Below are 25,214 nucleotides of genomic sequence, written 5' to 3' on the forward strand. Positions count from 1 at the left end.
GATGAAGATAGAAACCATTGCTATTCATGGAGGAAATGTGATCACAGACACATTAAAACCAATCATTCAGCCGATCACGCTTTCTACAACTTTTGAGCATCAAGAGGATTCAATGTTGTACACAAGACTTGAGAATCCAAACAGGAAATCTCTTGAAACTGTAATGTCATCTCTTGAGGGAGGAGCCGATGCGGCAGCATTCGCATCCGGAAATGCTGCCGGAAACGCGGTATTTCAAGCCTTGCCGGCCGGCACACACATGATCGCTCCAGATGACATGTACCACGGTATGAAAATGTTACTTCAAACAGTCTATAACGGCAAACTTGAGGTGCAATTCATTGACCTAACTGACCCAGAGAATCTTCGTAACGCCATCAAACCAACCACTGGATTATTGTGGATAGAAACACCTTCCAATCCACTTTTAAAAATTTCTGACATTAGGGTCTTGGCCTCCATAGCCAAAAAAATGATTTAAAGGTGGTTTGTGACAGTACTTTTGCTACTCCTATTTATCAGCAGGCCTTGGAATTAGGTGCTGATATTGTCATGCACAGCAGCACCAAATACATTAGTGGACACAGTGATATTCTAGGAGGAATACTAGTGACTAGAGTAAAGGATGATTTTTGGCAAAGCATAAATAATGTGCAAGGCCTAGCCGGAGCAGTACCTTCTCCAATGGACAGCTACCTTCTTACTCGAAGTATTAAAACCCTTCCCTACCGCATGAAGGCACACGCATTCAATGCCAAAAGAGTTGCAGATTTCTTGGAAAACCACCCTTATGTAGAGAAGGTCTATTATCCCGGGCTTGCCAGCCATAGGGGTTTTGAAACAGCCAAAAGTCAAATGAAAGGATTTGGTGCAATGTTATCTTTTCTAATCAAAGGAAATGCAAATGAGGCGGATCATTTAATAGGAAATCTGAAGTTTTTCAGTAATGCTACAAGCTTAGGGGGAGTAGAAAGCTTAATAGAGCGAAGATCAAAAGTCCAGGTGGGTGATCCCGGAATTCCTGATCAATTAATCCGAATGTCTGTAGGGATTGAAAATTGTGAGGACCTAATAGAAGATCTGGATCAAGCTTTCAAAGCAACATTTAAGCCATAACTCTATTCGCCCATTTTAGCCATGGGTTGATCAAATAGCCTTTCGTTGATCAACGGATTAGATTTATGCAGGGCAGTTTGATTTTCTTTCTCTAGGTTCAAGTAGGTTTTGTATTTAGCAACCATCACTTCCATATCAGCACCAGATTCTATTTCTATTTTTTCAGAATAAACCTTACCTCTCATCTTTGCTTCAGCGGTAAACCTGGCCAAGCCTTCTACAATTACGTCTCCTAACACCTTACCCATTACACATATTTCAGATGCTTTGATATCTCCTTCCACATTACCTGAAATACCAATTATAACTTTTTTGGGGGTAGACACATCTCCACAAACATCCCCTTCAATCCTGATATCACTTACTGCTTCAATATCCCCCTTAATGGTTAATCCGGGGGCAAAAACTGAAGTTGAATTGGCCATCTCCATCTCTGCTTGAATTTTAGTTTCTTTAGTCCACATAAAATCAACTCAATTATTTATTGATACTATTCAAATCCATCTGTTTTGATAAATATCAGACAGATGGTCAGGCAAATATAAGCAAAACATATTTGACTTGGATGGGCAAAGCAACTTCACATTCCCTAAAGCATCATCCCGCCCAACCATCTCTATCTGAACTCCTGTATTGTATGGCTTCTGCCAGATGTTCCGCTTTTATATCCTCAGTCCCTGAAAGATCTGCAATTGTTCTAGAGACTTTTAAAATCCGATCGTATGCCCGGGCAGATAGTCCAAGCCGATCCATGGCCGTTTTCAATAAAGTTTTACCGGCTTGATTAATCTTTACCACCTCTTTCACCATGTGAGATGGCATCATGGCATTGCAATGGACTTCAGGATTCTTCTCAAACCGTGCTTGTTGAAAAGCTCTAGCACCGGACACCCGCTCCCTAATGGATTTACTGGTCTCTGATTTTCTATCTGAGGTCATTTCCTCGAAATTTATGGGAGTCACCTCCACATGAAGGTCTATCCTATCCAACAAGGGACCACTAACTCTATTGAGGTATTTTTGAACTACCCCGGGACCACAAACACACTCTTTGTCAGGGTGATTATAAAACCCACATGGGCAAGGATTCATGCTGGCGATTAACATGAAATTCGCAGGAAAATCCACGGTAACTCTTGCTCTGGAAATGGTCACCCTGCGTTCCTCAAGAGGTTGCCGCATCACTTCCAAAACAGTCCTTTTGAATTCAGGCAATTCATCTAAAAACAAAACTCCGTTATGGGAAAGGGATATTTCACCAGGTTGAGGATTCCCCCACCCCCAACCAAAGCTACATCACTAATGGTATGGTGGGGAGAGCGAAATGGCCTTTGAGCGATTAAAGAAGAACTGGCTCCCAACTTACCGGCTACCGAATGAATTTTAGTCGTTTCCAATGCTTCTTGTAAACTCATGGGTGGCAATATGGAAGGCAGCCTCTTGGCAAGCATGGTTTTTCCCGCCCCGGGAGGGCCTATCATGATCACATTGTGCCCGCCTGCAGCGGCTATTTCCATCGCACGCTTGATATTTTCCTGCCCTTGAACATCAGCAAAATCAAAATCACTTTCTTCTATAGAATCATAAAAGAGATTTCTGGTATCGGTAACCAAAGGAGGTATTGTTTCTTTCCCCTCCAAAAAATGAATCGCTTCTTGGAGTGTTTCCACAGGAATTACGTCAAGATTATTCACAATAGATGCTTCCTGTGCATTTTCTTTAGGTAGGATAAAGCCTTTGTAACCTCTTTTCCTTGCCTCTATTGCTATCGGGAGCACTCCTTTGATTCTTCTAAGCTTCCCATCAAGGGCAAGCTCTCCCATAATCACATACTGCTCTAATTCCGGAAAAAACACTTGTTCAGATGCTTGCATTATCCCAATGGCAATGGGAAGATCATAGGATGAACCTTCCTTTTTGATATCTGCAGGAGCCAAATTGATTACAACTTTTTGTCTAGGCATCCTGTAACCATAGTATTTAAGCGCTGATTCTACACGTTGTTGACTCTCTTTTACAGCACTGTCAGGGAGACCCACCATAAAAAAACTGGTCCCTTGACCTACATTTACTTCAATGGTGATCAACTTGGCATCTACCCCTGAAACTGCACTACCAAAAGTTTTTGCTACCATCCTTATTTTTTATTCTGTGTAATTATCCATACCAAGTTTTTAGACAAATTTATTTGAAATTTTCTCTTGGTTTGATAACAGATGATTCTGTATCATCCTTACTCACTTCCGTTTTCCTTTCGACCGGATTAACTTTCCCTCCCCTTTCCAGGTCAAAGACCAAAGCTTTCAGATCCTTTTTCTCTAACTCTATCTTTTTTATGCGGCTGTTTAGACTACTTACATATCCCCAACTGGTTCCCCAAGTAATCAAATAAATCACCAATCCGGCCAACAACCATGAAACAACTTCTCCTGTCAATGGCGTTCCTCCCCACATTTTCTCATAGGTGAGAAAATAAACCAATCCTATACCGAAAAACAAAGCTGTTAATAACTGAAATATACTGTTGACTTTTTTCATAATGCTTTTATATGGGTTTGTTTACACAATATACTAAACAGACTGCATTTGGGAAAGTTTATTATACAATCCTCCTTTTTGGATCAACTCATCATGAGTTCCTCTTTCCACTATACTTCCACCTTCAATAACCAAAATTTCATCAGCATGCTGAATGGTACTCAGACGATGTGCAATCACCAAAGAAGTACGGTTTTTCATTAAATTAGACAAAGCTTCCTGAACTAATTTCTCAGAGGCAGAATCAAGAGCAGATGTAGCTTCATCTAAAATTAAAATTTCAGGATTTTTTAATACAGCCCTAGCAATACTTATGCGTTGCCTTTGTCCACCTGATAATTTACCTCCTCGTTCACCTATATTGGTTTCATAACCTTGCTCAAGCTCCATTATAAATTCATGAGCATTGGCAATTTTGGCAGCTTCCTGAACTCTCTCCAAAGAAACCCCTCCATTCCGAAGGCTATATTATTGAATACTGTATCATTGAAAAGAATAGACTCTTGTGTAACAATTCCCATCAACCCCCTAAGGTCTGCTATGCTACAATTTCTGAGGTCAATTCCATCTATGGTTATTACTCCTTGACTTGGATCATAAAACCTTGGCAATAAATCTGCCAAGGTAGACTTTCCTCCACCTGAAGGACCTACCAAAGCTATGGTGCGACCTTTCTCTAACTTAAAATTAACACCATTCAAAACAGCGTTTTCCTGATAGGCAAAGCCCACATTCTTAAATACTACAGCCTGTGAAAATCCTTTTAAAGCTTGCGGGGAAACTACATTTTCAATCCTAGGTTTGGTGTCAACCACTGCGAATATTCTTCTTGCAGAAGCCAGTCCTCGTTGTATACTACTTAGCGCTCTAGAAATTTCTTTAGCAGGATTAAGTACTTGAGTAAATAAAATGATATAGGCAATAAACTCACTGGCACTTAATGCGGAAGTATTGTTCAAAACCAAATTACCTCCGTATAATAAAATACCGGCAACTACCGAAACTCCTAAAAATTGGCTGACGGGTGAGGCAAGCTCATTTTTCCTTGCCATAGAAACATTTACCCTAGCATAATAATCTGTTTCTGCCTCAAATTTATTTTGAACAAAACTTCTTGCTCCAAAGGCCTTGACAACCCTCATTCCTCCTATGGTTTCATCCAATATATTCACGATTCTTCCCAAAGACTCTTGACTTTGCTCCGCTTTCTTCTTTAACTTTTTGGTAATATATCCTATGATCGCTCCTGAAACCGGAATGAGTAATATCGTGAACAGCGTCAACTGATAGGACATGAAAAACAAGACAGCAAAATAAAGAATAACTGTTACAGGCTCTTTAAAAATCACCCTTAAGGACTGAACAATACTATTCTCAACCTCCTGGATATCATTGGTCATTTTACTGATCAAATCACCTTTTCTTTCATCAGAAAAATACCCTAAATGCATATTACTTACCGATGTGAAAATATGGACACGCATTCCTTGAATAATATCAGCCCGCACTTTGGCCAAAACTACTCCTGACAAATAGGCAAATAAATTGCTTAAAAACACCGATATCACAATAATTATACACACATATACCAAAGTCCCAAACCTCCCATACATATTGGCAATTTGCAGGAAATAGTAGTTGAATAAATGCATAAAATAATTAACACTTAAAGAGAATTCAGGTTTGTTGGCATACACTTGTAATTCCTCTTTCCCCACTTGTTCAAATATCACATCAAAAAGTGGTTTTAAAAGGGTGAAATTTAGCAAACCAAAAACTATAGCCAATAACGCATAGGCAATATACACAGGCAAATACCTTCGGTAAGGTCGCGCATAGGCCAAGATTCTTAAGTAAGTTTTCATATAGTACTTTTAATACAAATTGTAATCAATGGTGAATAGGAAGGAGGAAATTCTAATACCACGGTATCTAAAGGTAATCTCTGCCCTAAAGAAAATAAGCAATACTATTTTGGAACATTCAATTCATTTCAAAACTAAAATGCACACCCATTTTGGAAACTTTAAACGTAGCCAAGCTAAATTAAAGTTTCCAAAATGGAACAATAATGGCGCAATTTACCAATTTTTAGATGGAAGGATTGGTAATTAATACCAGGCAATCAAAATTGTTGGTCAAATCTTGAGATATTTAAACGCAATGCTAATTGGCCGTAAGAGGTTTTTGAATTTATTCCTCCTTCGGTATTTACATGCCGCATTGTCTGAGATAAATCGACGAATAAATTGTGCCGTAACATGTATTGCAAATGCAAAGTTGCCATACTGACCTTATTTTTTGCCCTTGCCCAATATAGTTACCATATAGGCTTGTACTTGTTTGGGTTCTATTTTTTAAGATGTCTCCACCATAGTTATCTTCTTCCGTGGGGTCTGCACCATACATTTGATACATCATTGTCCCACGAAGCATCAATTTTCGCAAAGGTTGATAGGTAATTACTGCCAAAAGCTCTCTAAAATTGGCTCCTCTCGGGTGGGTAAGTGGTATTCTGTAATTGGTATAAGACTGATAGTCAAATTTTTCTTGAAAAGTAAAGGGTCTGGCTTGATTATATTCCAACTGAAAGTCAAGGTTATCTATGCCAGCTACATCAATGTATTTATATCCTAACTGAACTCCATGTTTGTTTCTACTGGAACCACTTTCTGTAACGTGAAAAAACTCATCGAAAACAAATTCATCAAGAACAAATTGTCCATAAAGTTGCATCCCCTTGCCCAAATTCCATTTCATGTCTGTTCCGAGCATAATCTTATCTGGCGTTCCTAATTGGTGCTCTACCCATCGATAAAAAATCAAGGGGTTGAAATAATTCCAGTTTGCTTTATCAGCCATCACCGATTCAAATACTCCTAGATTAAATCGCCTCCCCAAATTAACCCCTAACCTGTGGAAAGAAAACCACTTTTGGGGATACCTTCCATCTGTAGGAACACCTCTAGAAGTGATAATATCCGCTGTCATTTGCCCCCATAAATTGGTGAAATCTACCTTTCCTATCTTGGTATTGACTTTTACAAACACAAAGGGGTTTGAAAAATCAGATAATATAAAAGACCTTAAGCCCTCTCCAATAAAATGGCTATCATGCCCCATTTGAATGTTTACATGTTTTGTGGCTGAAAAGGTAATGTGGCCCCGTGCCGAGAAGAAACTATAGCCCCCGTCACCATATCGTTTCCAAAAACCTTGCCCCGGAATGGCCCCATGATTCCCTACATATTCATTTACCCAGGAAGGAAACATCAAGTCCGTGGTCGCCAGCATGGTATAAAACCCTATTTTGTCATCAATACTTCCATGTAAGGCCAGACCTCTTGTATTTCGAAAAGGCATCTGATCATTATCGAGTTCTGCCCCTCCTTGTAAATACAAGACAGGATTTAAGTGCACATCAAAATCTTCACTCTTATAACCGTAAAAATCTGAAGGTCTTTTATAAATATACTTACCTATGGAACGCTTAGAAAGCGCCAATGAATCAGTGGCATACTCCCAGTTATCTTGCAATAAATAATTGAGGTTAAACTCATCTTTTTTGTTCAAGTAGCCAGCCGTTTTTTTGTATTCCTCGAGGTACTGCACCACCTCGTCCCTTCTGTAAGGTTTGCTACCCGTATGGAAAGAACCGTTGAAAGCTCCATTTTTTATTTCGTACCTTTCTAAAAGAGAATAGTAATCCCTATTAAACGGCAAATACGGACTTTGCGCCAAAACCTCCGAGACCAAGGAGCCTGTGAACAATAAAAAAGAAAAAAGTACTTCATAAAAACTTTAATTTACACTGAATTAACAGCATTGGGGATAAAAAATCATATTTTAGATTTTACTGAAAACTAGCCTATTGACTGAATTGGCCGTTTATGGTATAAAATTAGCGAAGTATTTTATATTTGAAAGGGAATGTTTTGGAGAAAATTATAAAAAGGGGTAAATTTGTGCCTCAATTTGAAGAAGAAAAAAATAATAGTTTATACAATGAAAAAAGAAATCCATCCAAATTACAGAGAAGTAGTTTTCTTAGACACTTCTAGTGATTATAAGTTCATCACCAAGTCTACCATTGAAACAAATGATACCATTACTTGGGAAAATGGCGAGGATTACCCATTGGTAAAGGTAGAGGTTAGCTCTGCATCTCACCCTTTCTATACCGGTAAGAAAATGCTTTTGGATACTGCTGGTAGAGTAGAGAAATTTAATAGAAGATATAAGAAAAAGTAAGTTTTTCATATTATTCTTTGAGATAAAGTCTACCGGAAGCATAATTCTGGTAGACTTTTTTATTTTTGTAATATGGACCATATCGTTTTATTTGATGACCCCAAGAGTAGAGGCAACCTTTTGCCTTTTACATTTACCCGCCCTATTGCCGAAATAAGAATAGGCATTTTTAAAATCAGTGAAAAATGGCAAAACTCACTACACGCCAAAGACTTGGGTTTTGTGACTCAAAATTATTTACAAGCGAAATACCCCCCTTTAAACCAAAAGGCGCTTTATATTAACGGGGCTTTATGTCCTGATGAAGCCCTTTTGGACGCGATCAATGCCCTCAATGAAAATGAGGCTCTTTGGCAGAACGATACTTTATTGGCTACATTTTTTGATAAACCTGAAGATTTCCACAACGACCACTTACCAACAAAAAAGAGCGTTGAATTTGAGGAGAACATAAGGTTACTTAGCAGAAACTGGCAGATTTTCCTATGGAATGGGGATGAAATAAAAAAAGATTTCAGTCTAATAAGCAAACGGAGGGTTTCTTGGGGAACAGACGACCCACATACTCACATGTACAATGAGCCCAGTATATTTATTGAAAAGGGAGCTAAAGTGCGAGCTGCAATTTTAAATGCCACCAATGGGCCAATTTATATTGGCAAAAACACTGAAGTATCTGAAGGCTCCATGATAAGAGGGCCATTTGCCTTATGTGAGGGTGCCATATTAAGTATGGGAGCTAAAATCCGTGAAAACACTACGGTAGGCCCTTATTGTAAAGTCGGTGGAGAAGTTTCCAATACCGTTTTTTTTGGCCATAGCAATAAATCACATGATGGTTACATTGGAAACAGTGTGGTAGGAGAATGGTGCAATTTTGGTGCTAACACTGTGGTCTCCAACATGAAAAATAATTTAATGCCTGTTAAAGTTTGGGATTATACCAAAGGCGGGTATGGTGATACCGGCTTACAGTTTTGCGGATCGATGGTAGCTGATCACACCAAGCTAGGCATAGGGACGACCCTAAACACAGGTACGGTAATTGGGGTTGGGTCAAATGTATTTGGTGAGGGCTTTCCAAGAAAATTTGTTTCCTCATTTGCATGGGGTGGTGGTTCTGTAGGTTTTAGTACATTCAAGCTTATGAAATTTGAAGAAACGGCTCAAAAAGTAATGGCTTTAAAGGGCAAAGAGTTTGATGAAAATGAAAGAGCTATATTACAAAAAGTATTTGAGATAACCAGGCCTTATCGTATTTGGGACAAAGAATTTTAAACTAAAAAACATGCTTTTTTCATCCATACCAGGGCTTGAGGAAACGAAAGTCAAGCTTATCAATGCCATTCAAAATGACCACCTGGCCCATGCGCTATTGTTTCATGGAAAAGAAGGGAGTCCAAGTTTACCTTTGGTTTTGGCTATGGCTACCTATATTAATTGTGCCAATCCAGGTGCCGATGATGCCTGTGGAAAATGCCCTTCCTGTGTCAAAATGGGAAAATTGGTTCATCCTGATTTAAATTTTGCTATGCCTCTCCCTGCAGCGGGGAAAAAGGATGATGAAGAAACTACTGATCTTCTTTCCTCTTGGAGAAACTTTGTACTAAAAACCCCTTATGGAAACCTTCAGGATTGGAATTATCATTTGGCAATCAATAAACCATTAAGTATCACGAAAGGAGCAGCCAAGCAGATTGTTAAAACACTCTCTTTAAAATCTTTTGAGGGCGGATATAAAATGATGCTTATTTGGTCTCCGGAAACCATGCATGTTGCTGCAGCCAATGCACTCCTAAAGGTTTTAGAGGAGCCTCCGGAAAAAACGCTTTTCCTTATGATTACTCAGCAGCCGGAAAGTCTGTTGACAACCATACTTTCACGAACACAAAAGGTTCACGTAAGGAATTTTACAGACAATGAAATTCAGGACTACCTCGTTGAAAGCTGTTTGGCAACTGCGGTAGCTGCGCAACAAATTGCGCCTCTTGCAGATGGAAACATGAGAGAAGCCATGCTGCTATCCCAAAATACTGAAGACAAAAACACAATGATTTTCAGAGATTGGCTAAGGGACTGTTATTCTGTTAAAATTCAGGAGTTAGTGAATTTTTCAGAACAAATCACAAGATTTTCAAAGGAAGGACAACGATCTTTATTATTAACAGGGATCAATGTAATTAGGAGTCTTTATTAAATAAAGCCCAGCTAGCAGAGTTAATGCGTACAACTGATGAGGATAGAGAATTTATTATCAAATTCAGCAATTCCGTCCTAAACGAGGAAAAATTGACCAAAATATACACAGCCTTAAACGAAGCGCATTACCACATAGAAAGAAATGTGAACCCTAAAATTTTATTTTTGGATTTAGGGTTTAATTTGGCGCGAATAATTAAAGCAGCCTGATGCAATAATTACGCTTCCAGCATGACTATTGTTCAAGTAAAGCTTAACTTTGAGTCATGGAAAAAACGATTATCGGAAGGAAAGAAAAAATCGACCTACCTGAATGGAATATTATTGCAATCAACGCAAAAATTGATACCGGGGCCTACAATTGTTCTATTCATGCCACTTCCGTGAAAGAGGTGCTTAAAGATAATAGGAAAGAGCTGGAGGTAATTCTTTTGGATCCTGAAGACGAAAGGTATACCGGAAAAACAATTAACATTAATAACTACAAAATAAAAAAGGTAAAAAACTCCTTTGGCCAAATTGAAAAGCGTTTTTTAATCAAAACGATGATGACACTTGGAGGGCAACAGTTCAAGGCCGGTTTTACGCTTTCTGATCGGGGCAAAATGAAAAACAACGTGTTATTAGGTCGAAAAATACTTGCAGGGAGATTTTTAGTAGATGTTGAAAAGGTAAACCTTACAAAAGCAGAATGAAAATAGCCGTATTATCTCGAAACCCACAATTGTACTCTACTAGAAGGCTCATACAAGCCATTCAGGAGGCCAACCATGAAGCCTTGGTCATCGATCATTCTGCTTGTGACTTGGTAATTGAACAAAAAGGCCCACACATTATATATAAAGGAGAAAAGCTCACCGGAATTGATGCGATTATCCCACGAATAGGAGCCTCAGTCACTTTTTATGGGACTGCAGTAGTCAGACAATTTGAACTGATGGACGTGTTTTCTGTGGTAGCTTCTCAGGCAATTGTACGCAGCAGAGATAAATTAAGGTCATTGCAGATTCTTTCACGAGAAGGTTTAGGCATGCCAAAGACAGCATTCACTAATTTCTCAAAAGGGGAGAAAAGCAAATTGTGGAAATGGTAGGCGGTGCCCCATTAATCATCAAGTTACTGGAAGGTACTCAAGGTTTGGGTGTGGTTTTAGCTGAAACTAGAAAAGCTGGTCAATCTGTAATTGAGGCATTTCACGGGCTAAAAGCGCGTATCATCGTACAAGAATTTATAAAAGAAGCCAAAGGCGCAGACATTCGGGCATTTGTTGTGAACAACAAAGTGGTTGGAGCCATGAAAAGGCAAGGTGCTGAGGGAGAGTTTCGTTCTAACCTTCATCGAGGAGGGAAAGCTGAGGTGATCAAACTTTCGCGGGCAGAAAAATCCGCTGCGCTAAATGCCGCTAAGGCCTTGGGCCTATCTGTTGCCGGAGTAGACCTTTTACAGTCAGACAGAGGACCTTTGATTTTAGAGGTTAATAGTTCTCCCGGCCTAGAAGGTATAGAAAAAGCCACAGGTTTGGACATCGCCGGAAATATCGTGTCATTTATAGAAAGTGCTGTTCAAAAAAACAAATAAAAAGGAAATCGGATTCGTAATGAAATCAATTAGAATAGGTACTAGAGGAAGTAAATTGGCTTTGTACCAGGCCAATTATGTTGCAGATTTATTGAACAAGAGTGGCATCAATACCACCATCGTTACAATAGAAACCAAAGGAGATAAAGTGCTGGATGTTTCCATTTCAAAAATCGGCAGCAAAGGTGTTTTCACAGAAGAACTAGAGACCAAATTAGCAGTTGGTGAAATTGACATTGCAGTACACAGTGCAAAAGATCTGCCTTCACGTTTACCTGAAGGATTTGAAACTATAGCTTTTACCGAAAGAGAAAAAGTAAATGATATCATCATCAGTCATAAAGATGATTTCCCTGATCTAAACGACCCTAGCAAACCTATAGTCTTGGGCACCTCCGCTACAAGAAGGGTGGCAACCCTAAAATATTTTTACCCGCATATCAAAACCGTGGATGTTAGAGGCAACCTCCAAACAAGGGTCAGCAAAATGGAAAATGGCCTTTGTGACGGCTTGCTATTGGCCTATGCAGGTGTACACAGAATGGGTTACGACCAGCTGATCAAAAAAGAATTGCCCCTTTCAGAATTTATTCCGGCAGTAGGTCAGGGCAGTATAGGGGTAGAAATTCATTCAGGCATGGATCCTGATCTGAAAAAACTTTTAAAAGCTGCTATCAATCACCCCAAATCGGCGGCTTGCCTCACAGCAGAAAGGAGTTTTTTAAGTGTCCTAGAAGGAGGTTGTAGTATTCCGGCTTTTGCCCTTGCCCATTGGGAAGGGGATCGATTAATTCTTGAAGGAGGACTCATGCAAATTGATGGCAAAGAAAGACTCTTTTCTTCCCATAGTGGTACAGAAGCGGAAGCAAGTTTACTAGGCAAGAAACTAGCTGAGGACATCAAATCTCAAGGAGGAGACCTACTTTTAAAGGAAATTAAGCAAAGACTAAATGGCTAAGATTTCAATATTAAGAATGATTGCAGGAATTTTGACAATTATATCAGTAGCTTCCTGCGCTAGTGAAAAAGACTATCTCATCACGATTGACACAGAATATGGTAAAATGTATGCCATATTGTACGATGAAACTCCGGTACACAAGGAAAATTTCATAGCCCTAGCTGAAGCCGGAAGATACGACTCCACCACCTTTTATAGAATCATTGAAGATTTTATGATTCAAGGCGGTGATGTCTTTAATAAAGAAAACCTGGACCAAGAAGACTGGTATACCCTGCCGGCGGAATTTAACGAAGACTTGATTCATGAGAAGGGTAGCATAGCAGCAGCCAGACAAGGGAATCAAATCAATCCTGAAATGAGATCCAGTGGATGCCAGTTCTATATAGTAGAGGGAAAAGTATATGAAGAACCTGAATTGACGACGGATTTAAGGAAACTACAACAAGCTTTCGCTCAATACCTTCAACTTGAGACCAATTTAGAGCTGAGAGAAAAATATGCAGAATTATACAAAAAAGGAGAATATGACAGTATTAATTCATTAATGCTTTCCAATAAAGTAGTGTTGGAAAAATTTTTTAACTTAAATTTGGGATTGGACAAAAGAAAAAATCAAGTTCAAGCCTATACCACAGTGGGAGGCACCCCACATTTGGATGATACTTATACGGTATTTGGTAAGGTAATTAAAGGTATTGATGTTCTGGATGAAATTGCTTCTTTGGAGACAGGGAGTAATGATTTACCTATTACACCAGTTTACATGAAAGTAAATGTCGAATATATCTCAAAAAAGAAAATAGCAAAAGAATATGGATATCAATATCCTCAAAAGTAAAAAACCGAAAATACTAATTACCGGAGCGAATGGCTTATTAGGGCAGAAAATCATAAAAGAAATACTTATTGAAGGTAAATATGAAGCCATAGCTACAGGAAGAGGAAGCTGTCGCCTTCCCACCGAATGGAGAGGTTACGTATATGAAGAGATGGACATCACCAAACCCTCAGAGGTATTGGCTATCTTCAAAGCTTATGCTCCCCAATACGTTATTCACGCCGCCTCAATGACAGACGTGGACAGGTGTGAAGTAAACCGCCACACTTGCTTTGAACAAAATGTAACGGCCACTTTAAACATCATGAAAGGATGTGAGCTGGTCAAGTCTCATCTTATATTTATATCTACAGATTTTATTTTTGATGGAAAAAATGGCCCTTATGATGAGCTGGCTAAACCAAATCCACTCAACTATTACGGTAAAACCAAAATTGAAACAGAAATTGCCATTCAAAAATACAAGCACAATTGGACCATTGTCAGAACCAATTTAGTGTATGGTATTGCACACGACATGTCTCGCTCGAATATCGTACTATGGGTTAAAAAAGGCCTCGAACAGAATAAGGAACTTAGCTTGGTAGATGACCAATTCAGAACCCCCACCTTGGCAGAGGACCTGGCAAAGGGCTGCTTACTTATTGTAGAAAAGAATGCAACCGGAATCTATAATATTTCCGGTGATGAGCTACTTAGCCCCTACGATATGGCCATGCTCACCGTCAAATTTTTTGAATTGGACCCAAAAGGAATTAAGAAAACTGACTCAAGTGTTTTTTCACAGGTGGCCAGCAGGCCTTTGAGAACAGGCCTTGATATATCCAAGGCTAAAAATATTCTGAATTTCAAGCCCAAAACTTTTGAAGAAGGGATTGAAATTATGGCAAAACAAATTAAATTAGCTAATTATAAAATATAAATATTTTTTTATTTTGAAATCCATTCAACTCACCCAACAATATGCAAAAATCTAGTAAAACGCCCTCTCGAGGACAATGGGGCTCTTCATTTGGTTTTATCATGGCTGCAGGCGGATCGGCAGTTGGACTAGGTAACATATGGAGATTTCCTTATATCACAGGCCAAAATGGTGGAGGGGCATTCGTCTTTGTCTATTTAATATGTGTGCTTTTGGTGGGATTACCATTGCTTCTAAACGAGGTAGCATTGGGGAGAAAATCCGGTAAGAACCCTGTGGGTGCGATTAAGGAAACAGGTGGAAGTAGATTCTGGCAATCCTCCGGCGTTTTATGTGTGGTAGTTTGCTTTGCCGTTCTCAGTTATTATTCTGTAATCGCAGGATGGACCATAGGCTATATCTTCACTGAACTTATCAACATACCCATTGACTTTGAGGTATTTATTCAAACCCCTCATTATGTTATCCCACTTTGCATGTTATTCATTCTTATGACCGTAATTGTGGTTCTGGGTGGCATATCCGGTGGTATAGAAAAAGCTGCAAAGTTTTTGATGCCTCTTTTATTTATCATTATTATTCTCATTGCAGCAAGGGCAGTAACATTACCGGGTGCAGCAAAAGGAATTGAGTATTACTTATCTCCGGATTTCAGTAAAATAAATGGAAAGGTGATATTATCCGCACTTGGCCAAGCATTTTTTAGCTTATCCGTAGGCTGGGGATTAATGATTACTTTCGGTTCTTACCTGCCAAAAGACAATAACATCATCAAATCCTCTGCTTGGATTGCGGGAATGGACAGTACGGTAGCCCTGATGGGAGGTCTAATGATATTCCCTGCCTTATTTGCTTTATTGCCCGGGGTTAGCCCTGATGAAGGCCCTGCACTGGTCTTCAATGTACTACCAAGGGTTTTCGACCAGATCGAACCATTTGGTAATATCATTGGTGGTATGTTTTTCTTGCTTTTATTGGTAGCTGCATTGACTTCTAGTATATCCATGTTGGAGGTACCTGTTGCTTACTTTATTGATGAAAGAAAGTGGTCCCGAAAAAGAGCGGCTTGGACTTTAGGAATTGGTGCCATGTTTTTAAGTATCCCATCCTCATTAACAGCGGTCAAAGGAAATTTTTTTAATGTCATGCACATTAGTTTCTTCGGTAGAGACATAGTAGGCTTTTTTGACCTTATGGACTTCTTCTTTGGAACATTGGCCATTGTGATCATCTGCTTGATGTTAAGTCTCTACTCAGGCTGGGTGAAAAACATTAAAACTTTTGCTGCTGAACTTGCTTTGGGTACAACTTCTTTTGAAGGACTTCCTCAAAAGGCTTGGATATTTTTTATCAGGTGGGTTTGTCCCATTGTCATCATATTGGTAATACTCAATATGGTAGGTGTGTTTGGAGAACCGGGAAGCGGCGGATAACTAAACACCATCCTAAAGCATACAAGAAATTAAAGGTGGTTTAACCCATTCAATAGCACAAATGATTACCAAGTTGATAGACTGACTTACCATTCGCTATAAGATCAACCCAGATAATTATTTTCAAAACAAAAAAAGGCAATCGTTCTGATTGCCTTTTTTTGTTTTTCTTTTGTTGAAATTTTACCAGGTTCTAGGCAGGTCTTTATTACTATCTTCTATCCCTGAGGAAGAAGTATCAGTATAGGTTCTCACTTGGGTTTTTGCAATTGGTTTTACAGGCACTTCTTTTTTCTTTTCAGCCTTTTCGTCAAGCATTGAGTAAAGCTCTTCTCTGCTCACTGAATTTATTTTGCTGGATTTGGAAGCTTCTTCTACTTCTTTTGCATCCACCACCTGTACACCGCTATTGATTTGGGCACCTTTGTGAATATGAATAGAGCTGGTAGTGATATTTCCAGACACCTTGGCATTTGAATAAATGGTTGTATCCCCTTTGATGTATAGGTCTCCCACTACCTCTCCGTTGATACTTATTTCTTCAGCAATGATATCTCCGGTAATGGAAGCTTTTTCTCCAACCACCACTTTCTTATCTGTTCGAATACTGCCTACGAGTATTCCATCTGCTCTGATGTCGCTTTTGGAAATAATATCACCTGTAAGTTCAAATCCCATTGAAAGGACAGTCACTTTACCTACATTGGCTTCTTTATTCTGTTGCTTGTTGGATCCAAATTTCATATTATCATTCTCCTTTTTCTTGTTTAAAAGTAGTTAATATCGTGGAACTATTCCCTAAATCAAGACCTACTGCTTTGTCTTTGGCACCGGCATTTATAGCCAAACTATTGAAACAATACCCTATAGATGCCATCTGCTCAGGGGATTCAGGAACATGCACATTTAACAACCCATCAAACTCAGCTTTAAATAAATCGACAAGTTCACTGTAATTGGCCCCGCCTCCGGCTAGGTATATGTCTGCAGATTTTGCGAAATCGCTATCAGAAAAGGCCTTTCTGAGGGAAGGGGAAATTACATCGTTATAGTACTGCTCTATTACTTGTTTCCTCAATTCCTTTAAGTCTAAACGCTTTCTGTTTAGGATTATTGAGCCTTCACTAAAATATTGGTCTATTTGATGTTCTGTTTTTAGATCTAAATAGTTGTCTTTTTGCAACTCACGGGTAATAAGGTTGATGGCGTACCTTAAGCCAAAAGTAGAAACACTTGACCTTTGAACCAAACCACCTTCTGTACTCAAAATGGCTTCCATGGTACCATACCCCAAACTGATCATGAAAAAGTTTTTGGGCGCATCACTGTAAAGCTGTCTTACTGCCATACTACATCCAACAACCTCAGGAATAACAGCCACTCTGTCAACTTCAACCGCCATCTTTTTCTTACCGCCACCACCAAAAGTTTGAGTATCGTATTCAATTATATGCTCATTTTCTAATAATCTGTAAGCATTTTCTTTAAACACCTGAAAAGTCGAAAAAGGAAAACCTGTTGTAACAGTAATAGGACTACCCAGTTTTTGAGAGGCTAATAATAAGCCTGCTTTTAAAAAGATCCTATAGTCATTTTCATCAGGCGAACTGTTAATATTTCTATGAGGAGATGTTCCTTCGGATAAAGCCAAATCCCCAACCAAATAACCTATATTATCGTGATATATTTTAAGCCCTGAAACTAAATCTCTCGCTACATTTCTAAGTTCAAGATTACTACTTTCCAATACACTTGGGTACTTTATTACTTCTATCATGGAAATTATTTTTATCCTTTTTAAAACAGTTATCCTTATTTTTTCAATTAAAACAAACTCATTATCCAAAGGCTATGCCAATTATCCATTTTAAAAACACATTAATATTCCAAGTGTTTTAGTTAGATAAAAGGATACATTCATCAAACCTTATCTTTAAAGACAAATTAAAGGAACCTTAGCGAAATAACAAGCTAGTTCTTGAAGTTTATGTCCATTTTTTTGTAAAAGGTTGAAAAATGAAGATTTTCTCACAAAGTTAATTTTTTTATCAGCCTATAAGCATAGATTTACGTTTACCGTCTGAATTTCATTAGATTTGTTATTCAACCAAATCATAGACCATATGAGACGGATGTCAATAATCTTCTTCTTGACCCAAATTCTGACCATTTCTACACTTTACGCTCAGGAGTTTTCCATAGGCCCTAAAATCGGTGTCTCCCAAGGAAATATTTCAGTTAACGGCACTACATTCAGTACTACTAATGACAAATTGGGTTACCATGCCGGACTATTTGCACGACTTGGAGGAAACCATATCTTTATTCAACCTGAGGTCCTTTACACCAATACGGGTGGAGAATTTAAAAGTACCCAAGGCAACAGCACCGTTAGTTATACGGCGCAATTTGATAAAATCGATGTGCCTATTATGGCTGGTTTTAAAATTGCCAATTTCTTTAGGGTGCAAGCAGGCCCTACCCTTGCCTTTATTCTTGATAGTGACTTAAGCTCTACTGCCTCTACCACCGCAAACCCGGAATACAACAAAGCTACCATTGCCTATCAAGCAGGCTTAGGGCTAGATCTCGCCAATTTGATCATAGACTTCAAATATGAAGGAGCGCTGGGTAAACTGGGAGAATCCTATGTAGGCTTTCCTACCGACCAGCGGCAAAACCAACTGATGCTGTCACTCGGCATTCGCTTATTCTAAAAAATTGTCGGCTTTATTGCTGCCCAAACTATCCAACGATTTGCGGTCTTTTTTCGAAGACTTCTTATATTCACTTGGTGTTTGCCCGGTTACTTTCTTGAATTGAGCTGAGAAATATTGAACACTGCCATAGCCGAGTTTCCAAGCTATCTGACTTATGTTATACAACTCCAAACTAAGCCACTCTTTTGCTTTTTCTATCTTTAAATCGATAAAATATTGTTCTATTGTTTTTCCCTGAGAATTACTGAACAACTGGCTTAATCGGCTATAATCAGCATTAACTTTCTCTGAAAGTAAAATGGATAAAGGGACATTCAATTCTAAAGATTCATTATCAAAAAGTTGAATTAGGGTAAATTTAACTGTTTCGACCCAAACCATATCCCTACTTTTTGCTATGGAAAAGCCCAGTTCAGAAAGCCTATTTTCAAATTGCTTCAATCGATCCGGTGAAAATCCTTCTGGAAGCAGTACCGCACCAAGCTTTACCTGGCTATAAGTAACACCCATATCATTTAACACTGCCTCCACAGCCATAATACACCTAGGACAAACCATATTTGTAATCGGAATTGTAACCATTCCTTTACAACAATTCTTCGCCCTAATAAATTTCAAAAGTATTAAATGTCCTAAAACTCATTCAATAATTGCTTTTCCCCTAATCAAAAAGACTACTAATAAATATTAGTAGTCCTAAATAAAAAAAGAGGCTGATATATCAGCCTCTTTGGGATAGTTAGTGGTTAGTAATTTTTTATTAATTCGCGAAGATGTATTTACCTACTCCGTTTCCTTCAACGATCTTAATATCAATGTTTTTCAAAGACTCAAGGTTAGTGAATTTAAATTTCTTTCCGAAAGTCAAGCCTGTGATGGCTTCTTCATGGATCAAACTTCCATTGTCATAAATTTCAAGTGTCTTTTCTTTACCATTCAAATTGCTCATGGTAAGTGCCAATGTTTTGTCATCGACCTCCATCATTTTGGCATAAAAGTTTTCTCTTCTTTTTGGTCTCCTAAAACAATATCGAAACCAGACAATTTTCCATCTTTTCCATTAAAAACTTCTAATTGGTACTTGCCAATATCAAGTTTATTGAGGTTGTAATTTTTGTAAAAAACTTTTTCAGCTTCGATTACATCCCTGAAGATAATTCTATTCGACTTATCTTTAATAGCAACGGTCACCTTTCCCTCAGGAATTTCCATGTATTTCAATTGAAATTTATTATCCCCTACTTTTTCAAGGGTGACAATTGGATTCTCAACAGGCGCGGTAGCAAACACTGATGACGTTATTGTAAAAGCGAGAATTGTTGCAATAATTAATCTCATGATCGTAAATTTTTAAAGGTATCTTAACTTTAAAAACCTCTGCCAGGAACTTCCTAACATTTCTTTTTTGAGGCTAATTACTTTGGGCAGGTAATTGAGCTAGAAATTGCAATCGAAAATCTCCGGAAGGCTATCCTTATCTAAGCATCAGTTTCGGGATACCACTACAGCCCTGGGCCGGTAGTATTTTGCTATTTGTACGCTAAATGGACTGAGCTAAAATATTTTACCCTTCTTTTGACTCCTTTTGTTTTTTCTATGTTTATGACTTACGTAAGTATGACACAAATGTAATTGAGCAATTAATAGATTGCAAATATTTCAATAAAAATATACAATGATTAACTTATACATAACAAAAACTTAAAATATTATGTATTTATAAATTTCATAAAATCTAAAAACAAAGCCATACTATGAGGTAGAAGGCATGATTTCAACCAAAATTTTATTAAAAAACAAAATTTAATTTTTTTTAATTATTTTTTACACCGGTAAAACCATTTTTAACAGAATTTTTAAAATATCAGGTTGTTTTTTCAGCCTACTTTTTAAATTTTAACTGAAAAAACACATTATATCCCCTTTCCTCCTTGGGATTTCTATTGTCGTTTACATAAATTTTACCTGATTCTGTAGTAAAATCAAGTTCACCGGGAACAGGCAGGCCCTCTACTACCCCTACTTGTTTGCCACCCTCAATCACCAGATAATAGGTCTTTACAAAGTTCCTTTTGGCCTCTAGGTACTCCGGTAAATCATCAACTCTCGAAGATTGTGTCATCAATCGTTTTAAAATATCTTCAGGAATCCTGGTTTTAAACTCCGCTAAAATCCTTTCTCCAACAAACCTAAGCTCTGTGAAACGAGGATAAGAAGAAGTATACTCTTCTTCTTTAGCAATTTCCGGATTTACCTTAGGCCTATATTTATGCGAAAGATTTACCTCATGTAGTAGAACAGGTTCTTCTCCGGAAAAATCATAAATAAACAATTGATTACTCACTTTAGGGAGCACAGCCATCAGGTGCTTGCTTCTATGGTAAGCGATGAATGGTTCTGAACTACCTACATATTTCCTTTCTTTTCTTGGCTCCCAAGTTTCAGGAAAGGAATTAAACTGCCTGAGAAATTGATCTCTTACCCTATAGGAGTAAATTGTTTTCACCGAATCATAATACATAGGTTCGTTTTTGTTCTCTTTGGACAAAGAATTTGGATCAAATAAATTGCTCTCAATCCCAAAAAGCATTTCTTCTCCATCTTTTATAAATCCCCTAAAAAGGATTGATAAAATGTAAAAGTCACTTTAAACATACCTAGATCTATCGTATCCAAGGTCTTTTCTTTAACACCTTCAAGGTTATAAATATGGTAATTCTTAAAAAAAGCTTGTGACAATCCAACCCACTTGTCTTCCCCCAAAAAATTGTAACCAAAACCACCATTGAACCCAATTCCATTGGGGCTGTCATTTAATAAATCGTAAGCTTTAATTACTTCACCATTTTTAGTTACCAAATAAGGGTTTCTACTTTTTTGCCCCCTCATTAAAAACGTCTCCCCCACTAACTGTTGATCATCAATAACCAGGGGTTCTAGAACGTCCACCACAACACTGTCCACTAATTCAAACTTCATTTTATGCTCTGGACCTTGTTCTTCTTCTTTGTTTTCAGAAGAACAACTAAATAAGATTAAAATCGAGACTAAGCAATTGCGGAAATTCATCATTTGTGATCGCATGGGTTTAAATTTTTATCAGTAGCCTCCCCCTGAAATACTCAGTGAACTCAGTAATTTCAAATGAGAATAATATCTACTATATAAGTATAACGATAAACAGTTAGAGGTATAACGTGAAAAAGTGAAATTCTAACTAATTTGGAGCGATTAGCTTCCTTTAAATACTTTTCTTCCATAAAAACACAGGCAAAGCCAAGAATACGCCCACCATGCTAAACACCAAGCCACCAATAGTCCCTATGGCCAATGAAAACCAAAAAATCTCACCCTGGCCTTCCATTACAAATGGTATCAAACCGAAACAAGTAGAGAGAACAGTCAACAAAATAGGTGTGGCTTTGCCTCCTACAGCTTTAAGGACGTTTCGATTATAACTGCCTTTACTACGGTTATTAAGATCATTGACTATAAATATGGCTGCATTTACTGCCAAGCCTCCCAGCATAACAAAAGCTGCATAGCCTCCTTGGTCAAAATAAAAGTCGAACAGAGAGAAAATTAGAAACAGCCCAATAAAAGATATGGGTATAATAAAAATTATATACAAAGGTTGTTTAAAATTCTCAAAGAGAATGGAACAAATGAAGAAAATACCAACAATTAATACCAACAACAAACTGTATTGTCTTTTGGCTTGGTTCCAATTCCAATTGTAAGATTGCCTACTAACCGAATAGCCAATAGGCATAGAAGCTTTCATTTCTTCAATTACTTCATCTAAGTATTCTCCACCAAATTTTGCTGAGCCCATGTAATCAAATGAGACCAATCTAATGTATTGTCTATCCTCTTTGTGCAAAGCATTGGTGGTACTCTCCTTGGTCAAAGAGCCGAAACCAGACACTTTAAAAATCTTATTTTCACTGGAAATTAAACTGCTACTTTCAAGGTCAAATTTTGAAAACCGATCAGAATTTTTCTCCTTAACAACAACTCCGAATTTTTCATTGTCAAGCTCCAAATACAGGGAGGGTTGCTCATGTTGGGACAAGTCATTGAGCGCCGTAACCACTTCATATTGGTTTGCTCCAGCCATGGCCAACCTTTGCTGATCAAACCTTAACACATATTCCTCAGTCTTTTTGTCATAATAATTTCGGCGCTCATTGGTATTCACTTCTTGAATTCTGCGGTGTGCCAATAATTTCTCAGCCAAAACTTCTGCTTGCTTTTCTAATTCCGCATAATTGTAACCCCTCATTTCTGCTCTAAAGGAAGGAATCCCCTCCCTCCCGGTCCGGTTGAAAAACCCTGACCAACCCCATAAATACCCCAACGCACACCACTCCAATCGGTAGATTTCATGGCCAACTTACCTTTAAGCCTATAAGGTAATGCAGAAGTTTCATGCGCCTCTTTGAAAGTAATCTCTATCCGGGCATTTTGACCCGAACTTACCGTGGTCACAAATTTATCTACACCCTCCACACCTTTAAGAAATACTTCAAACTCCTTGATGATGAAATTCATTTGCTCCAAGGTATTTCCAAAAGGAAGAGAAGCATTTACGTACAGTCTCGTTCTTTCTGCTTCTCGGTAGGATGATTTTTCAAATACACCGCGAACAAACATTCTAAAAGAACCTCCTAGTGACTTGTCTATGTAAGGCCTTATCTCCTCTTGGTAAAAACTATTTCCCACAGTCTTGTTGTACCACTCTTGCCCCTCCCAAGTGGCGGGAAGATAAAACACCGGCAATCCAAACAATAAAACAAGCAGTAGAATAAAAGTTTTTCTAAACCTTGCTGTAAACCCAATCAATTGTTGGAATCTGGAAAAAGCCACCACCCTTCTCCTCATCTGACTAATGGTAAGCCTCTTAGCTGATTTTTGTTTTTCTCCAAATAGCAAATCGTACATGGCAGGGGTAAAAAGCAATGCCACCAATAATGAAACCCCAAGCATAACAGCAACAACAACTGAAAACTCTCCAAGATTTCTCCTATCGTCTTCAGGTAATAGAAAAACCATCAATAAAGCCACAATTGTGGTCAATGAGGCAGCCAGTAAAGCTAAAAACACTTTCCTATTTTTGTGCTTGTGCAAATGATCAATCATAATGATCGCATTGTCCACAATCAACCCAAAGGAAATGGTAAGCCCTGCCAAGGAATACATGTGAATATTCACTTTTAGTAAATAAAGAATAATCACCGTTAAACTTACATTAACAATTATTCCTAAAAAAGAGTAATTAGATATTTGACATTCCTGTTGATTAAGAAAATAAAAATCACCAAAATCAAAATTGATAATCCTGAGCGCTTGTAAATCTTGTTGAGCTCTTTATCTAAAAAAGAAGTGTCATCAAACTCCAGCCTTACATCAAATCCCTCAGGAAGGTTAACCTCTGAGGCCTTCATTATTTCCTTTATCTTTTGGGCAAGTAACACCTTGTTGACACCATCCCTATTTGTAATGGTTAGGTTTACAGAGTTATTGCCATTGATCCTGTAAAAGCTTCGAGGTGCCGACTCTTCTAGCGTCAATGTTGCCACATCTTTCAGGTAAATGGCCTTCCCCTCTACCCTCCCCAGTAAAAGATTTTCCAATGCCTCTTTATCTGTAATGGATCGATCGATTTCCATAAACATAGACCTCCCTGAAACATTCATGGCCAAGCCTGGATAGGTTCGTCCAAAAGCATTTCTTATCTTATTTTCTAAAGTAGCCCTTGAAAACTTCAAAGCCTGCAATTTTTGAATGTCATACACCACATAAAGGTATAGATCATTGGCTCCTCTTATTTCTATTGTTTCAATCTCCTCAACTTCATTAAGCGCTGTAACCAATACATCTTCTGCTATTTTCTTAATTTCAAATGAAGCAAATGGTCCATTGATACTGTAGGTCAATACCGGTTTTTTCTCTGAATACTTCTCTGAGACGATTGGGTTACATTTGGGTAGCTGACCTTGGGATCAAGTGATGGGTAAACTTGCCGAATCAAAGCTGCCACTTCAAACTTCTTATACTCCATATCCGTTCGTTTGTCAAAACGCAACTGGATATTACCATTATTGTAATTAGAAGTGGAAGTAGTTTTTTTGAGTTCAGAAAGTTGGGTTAAAGCCCCTTCCAATGGCGATGTAGCTAGCTTTTCAACCATTTCCGGAGAGGCATTGTTTACGGTATAGCTTATATTCAATACAGGCTCTTTTTCCGGAGGATTTAAGTCCACAGATAATTCCGGGATTAAGGCAATCCCAATAATTGAAGCAACAAAAAATATGATTACTAATCGAAAAGGTGTCATTTCAAACTTCTATATAAAGTACCTATTTAATAATCTCATTTTTTCTAACACTCAGTATTAATTATTTTTATGGAAATTCAATACAACAATTTCTTACCACTTTACCATTGCAGGTAACCATTTTTTCATCATTAAAAAATACCCACCATGGAATTTAAATCAAACATTAAATTGACCTGCCAAATCCCTAAGCAACCTTTTTAGCAATTGCTCTATAAAATCCACAAAGGCTTATTCTATTAAACCTAAAGAAATAATTTCAAAATCAAAAATATTAGCCCATTATTAAAAGTAAAAGCTATAAATGCTAAGCAC

The 25,214-nt window shown here is 38.0% G+C and carries 19 protein-coding genes and 5 pseudogenes; 11 read left to right on the top strand and 13 right to left on the bottom strand.

From position 1 onward, the window contains the following. Position 1: 1 nt before the first annotated feature. Positions 2–1,116, top strand: a pseudogene (locus WG932_RS14885) (trans-sulfuration enzyme family protein). Between the two features lie 2 nt (positions 1,117–1,118). Here the strand turns inward: WG932_RS14885 and WG932_RS14890 are convergent. The 5 genes and pseudogenes from WG932_RS14890 to WG932_RS14910 all read right to left on the bottom strand — a co-directional run bounded on the left by WG932_RS14890 (position 1,119) and on the right by WG932_RS14910 (position 7,377). After that, complete coding sequence (locus WG932_RS14890) at positions 1,119–1,580, bottom strand: bactofilin family protein (RefSeq protein WP_014018865.1); 462 nt, start codon at positions 1,578–1,580, stop codon at positions 1,119–1,121. Between the two features lie 133 nt (positions 1,581–1,713). Further along, positions 1,714–3,251: pseudogene (locus WG932_RS14895) on the bottom strand (YifB family Mg chelatase-like AAA ATPase). A gap of 49 nt (positions 3,252–3,300) precedes the next feature. Beyond that, positions 3,301–3,654, bottom strand: coding sequence for a DUF485 domain-containing protein (locus tag WG932_RS14900; RefSeq protein ID WP_014018867.1), 354 nt, complete (start codon positions 3,652–3,654; stop codon positions 3,301–3,303). A gap of 33 nt (positions 3,655–3,687) precedes the next feature. Further along, positions 3,688–5,519: pseudogene (locus WG932_RS14905) on the bottom strand (ABC transporter ATP-binding protein). 346 nt (positions 5,520–5,865) lie between these two features. Next, on the bottom strand, positions 5,866–7,377 hold the full coding sequence (locus WG932_RS14910) for a hypothetical protein (protein WP_483088487.1): 1,512 nt from the start codon (positions 7,375–7,377) through the stop codon (positions 5,866–5,868). Between the two features lie 282 nt (positions 7,378–7,659). On the opposite strand from WG932_RS14910, the gene WG932_RS14915 reads away from it, so the two are divergent. From WG932_RS14915 to WG932_RS14955, 9 genes and pseudogenes are all read left to right on the top strand, one after another. Continuing rightward, entirely contained in the window at positions 7,660–7,905 is a 246-nt protein-coding gene (locus WG932_RS14915; protein ID WP_014018871.1) for a type B 50S ribosomal protein L31, read from the top strand. 72 nt (positions 7,906–7,977) lie between these two features. Beyond that, a complete protein-coding gene (locus WG932_RS14920) occupies positions 7,978–9,183 on the top strand; it encodes a putative sugar nucleotidyl transferase (RefSeq protein WP_483088488.1) in 1,206 nt (401 codons plus the stop codon). Positions 9,184–9,193: 10 nt separating this feature from the next. Next, entirely contained in the window at positions 9,194–10,102 is a 909-nt protein-coding gene (locus WG932_RS14925; protein WP_483088489.1) for a DNA polymerase III subunit, read from the top strand. Positions 10,103–10,370: 268 nt separating this feature from the next. Continuing rightward, a complete protein-coding gene (locus WG932_RS14930; protein WP_149393948.1) occupies positions 10,371–10,799 on the top strand; it encodes an ATP-dependent zinc protease family protein in 429 nt (142 codons plus the stop codon). Further along, positions 10,796–11,682 (top strand): annotated as a pseudogene (gene rimK, locus WG932_RS14935) (30S ribosomal protein S6--L-glutamate ligase). The gene WG932_RS14930 and the pseudogene rimK overlap by 4 nt, the downstream one beginning before the upstream one ends. A 19-nt stretch (positions 11,683–11,701) precedes the next feature. Further along, positions 11,702–12,640: a hydroxymethylbilane synthase gene (gene hemC / locus WG932_RS14940; RefSeq protein WP_149393949.1), complete on the top strand. Its 939-nt coding sequence runs from the start codon at positions 11,702–11,704 to the stop codon at positions 12,638–12,640. Next, complete coding sequence (locus WG932_RS14945) at positions 12,633–13,484, top strand: peptidylprolyl isomerase (RefSeq protein WP_014018877.1); 852 nt, start codon at positions 12,633–12,635, stop codon at positions 13,482–13,484. The genes hemC and WG932_RS14945 overlap by 8 nt, the downstream gene beginning before the upstream one ends. Further along, positions 13,459–14,406, top strand: coding sequence for an SDR family oxidoreductase (locus WG932_RS14950; protein WP_483088490.1), 948 nt, complete (start codon positions 13,459–13,461; stop codon positions 14,404–14,406). Before WG932_RS14945 ends, WG932_RS14950 begins: the two co-directional genes overlap by 26 nt. A 41-nt stretch (positions 14,407–14,447) precedes the next feature. Then, positions 14,448–15,839 (top strand): sodium-dependent transporter, encoded by a 1,392-nt coding sequence (locus tag WG932_RS14955; protein WP_149393951.1) that lies wholly within the window; start codon positions 14,448–14,450, stop codon positions 15,837–15,839. Between the two features lie 183 nt (positions 15,840–16,022). Here WG932_RS14955 and WG932_RS14960 read toward each other — a convergent pair whose 3' ends face one another. Beyond that, entirely contained in the window at positions 16,023–16,583 is a 561-nt protein-coding gene (locus WG932_RS14960) for a bactofilin family protein (protein WP_149393952.1), read from the bottom strand. 4 nt (positions 16,584–16,587) lie between these two features. Next, positions 16,588–17,664: a ParM/StbA family protein gene (locus WG932_RS14965; protein ID WP_317192280.1), complete on the bottom strand. Its 1,077-nt coding sequence runs from the start codon at positions 17,662–17,664 to the stop codon at positions 16,588–16,590. A 298-nt stretch (positions 17,665–17,962) separates the two neighbouring features. Here WG932_RS14965 and WG932_RS14970 point away from each other — a divergent pair, with 298 nt between their 5' ends. Continuing rightward, positions 17,963–18,556 (top strand): porin family protein, encoded by a 594-nt coding sequence (locus WG932_RS14970; protein ID WP_149393953.1) that lies wholly within the window; start codon positions 17,963–17,965, stop codon positions 18,554–18,556. Here the strand turns inward: WG932_RS14970 and WG932_RS14975 are convergent. The 6 genes and pseudogenes from WG932_RS14975 to WG932_RS15000 all read right to left on the bottom strand — a co-directional run bounded on the left by WG932_RS14975 (position 18,548) and on the right by WG932_RS15000 (position 24,899). Next, complete coding sequence (locus WG932_RS14975; RefSeq protein WP_483088491.1) at positions 18,548–19,117, bottom strand: helix-turn-helix domain-containing protein; 570 nt, start codon at positions 19,115–19,117, stop codon at positions 18,548–18,550. The two genes, WG932_RS14970 and WG932_RS14975, sit on opposite strands and share 9 nt — an antisense overlap. 202 nt (positions 19,118–19,319) lie before the next feature. After that, the gene (locus tag WG932_RS14980; protein ID WP_483088492.1) at positions 19,320–19,544 is read right to left on the bottom strand and encodes a hypothetical protein; all 225 of its coding nucleotides are present in this window, start codon (positions 19,542–19,544) and stop codon (positions 19,320–19,322) included. After that, a complete protein-coding gene (locus tag WG932_RS14985) occupies positions 19,541–19,897 on the bottom strand; it encodes a hypothetical protein (RefSeq protein WP_483088493.1) in 357 nt (118 codons plus the stop codon). Before WG932_RS14985 ends, WG932_RS14980 begins: the two co-directional genes overlap by 4 nt. 544 nt (positions 19,898–20,441) lie before the next feature. Continuing rightward, on the bottom strand, positions 20,442–21,149 hold the full coding sequence (locus WG932_RS14990; protein ID WP_483088494.1) for a hypothetical protein: 708 nt from the start codon (positions 21,147–21,149) through the stop codon (positions 20,442–20,444). 14 nt (positions 21,150–21,163) lie between these two features. Then, on the bottom strand, positions 21,164–21,538 hold the full coding sequence (locus WG932_RS14995) for a hypothetical protein (protein ID WP_483088495.1): 375 nt from the start codon (positions 21,536–21,538) through the stop codon (positions 21,164–21,166). A 262-nt stretch (positions 21,539–21,800) separates the two neighbouring features. After that, positions 21,801–24,899, bottom strand: a pseudogene (locus tag WG932_RS15000) (efflux RND transporter permease subunit). Between the last annotated feature and the right edge of the window lie 315 nt (positions 24,900–25,214).

The sequence above is a fragment of the Cyclobacterium sp. SOCE241 genome (assembly GCF_056867545.1).

Excerpts from the sequence above, each read along its gene's own strand:
- WG932_RS14890 (WP_014018865.1), bottom strand. The coding sequence starts at position 1,580 with ATGTGGACTAAAGAAACTAAAATTCAAGCAGAGATGGAGATGGCCAAT.
- WG932_RS14900 (WP_014018867.1), bottom strand. The coding sequence starts at position 3,654 with ATGAAAAAAGTCAACAGTATATTTCAGTTATTAACAGCTTTGTTTTTC.
- WG932_RS14915 (WP_014018871.1), top strand. The coding sequence starts at position 7,660 with ATGAAAAAAGAAATCCATCCAAATTACAGAGAAGTAGTTTTCTTAGAC.
- WG932_RS14920 (WP_483088488.1), top strand. The coding sequence starts at position 7,978 with ATGGACCATATCGTTTTATTTGATGACCCCAAGAGTAGAGGCAACCTT.
- WG932_RS14925 (WP_483088489.1), top strand. The coding sequence starts at position 9,194 with ATGCTTTTTTCATCCATACCAGGGCTTGAGGAAACGAAAGTCAAGCTT.
- WG932_RS14930 (WP_149393948.1), top strand. The coding sequence starts at position 10,371 with ATGGAAAAAACGATTATCGGAAGGAAAGAAAAAATCGACCTACCTGAA.
- hemC (WP_149393949.1), top strand. The coding sequence starts at position 11,702 with ATGAAATCAATTAGAATAGGTACTAGAGGAAGTAAATTGGCTTTGTAC.
- WG932_RS14945 (WP_014018877.1), top strand. The coding sequence starts at position 12,633 with ATGGCTAAGATTTCAATATTAAGAATGATTGCAGGAATTTTGACAATT.
- WG932_RS14950 (WP_483088490.1), top strand. The coding sequence starts at position 13,459 with ATGGATATCAATATCCTCAAAAGTAAAAAACCGAAAATACTAATTACC.
- WG932_RS14955 (WP_149393951.1), top strand. The coding sequence starts at position 14,448 with ATGCAAAAATCTAGTAAAACGCCCTCTCGAGGACAATGGGGCTCTTCA.
- WG932_RS14960 (WP_149393952.1), bottom strand. The coding sequence starts at position 16,583 with ATGAAATTTGGATCCAACAAGCAACAGAATAAAGAAGCCAATGTAGGT.
- WG932_RS14970 (WP_149393953.1), top strand. The coding sequence starts at position 17,963 with ATGAGACGGATGTCAATAATCTTCTTCTTGACCCAAATTCTGACCATT.
- WG932_RS14975 (WP_483088491.1), bottom strand. The coding sequence starts at position 19,117 with ATGGTTTGTCCTAGGTGTATTATGGCTGTGGAGGCAGTGTTAAATGAT.
- WG932_RS14980 (WP_483088492.1), bottom strand. The coding sequence starts at position 19,544 with ATGATGGAGGTCGATGACAAAACATTGGCACTTACCATGAGCAATTTG.
- WG932_RS14985 (WP_483088493.1), bottom strand. The coding sequence starts at position 19,897 with ATGAGATTAATTATTGCAACAATTCTCGCTTTTACAATAACGTCATCA.
- WG932_RS14990 (WP_483088494.1), bottom strand. The coding sequence starts at position 21,149 with ATGCTTTTTGGGATTGAGAGCAATTTATTTGATCCAAATTCTTTGTCC.
- WG932_RS14995 (WP_483088495.1), bottom strand. The coding sequence starts at position 21,538 with ATGAAGTTTGAATTAGTGGACAGTGTTGTGGTGGACGTTCTAGAACCC.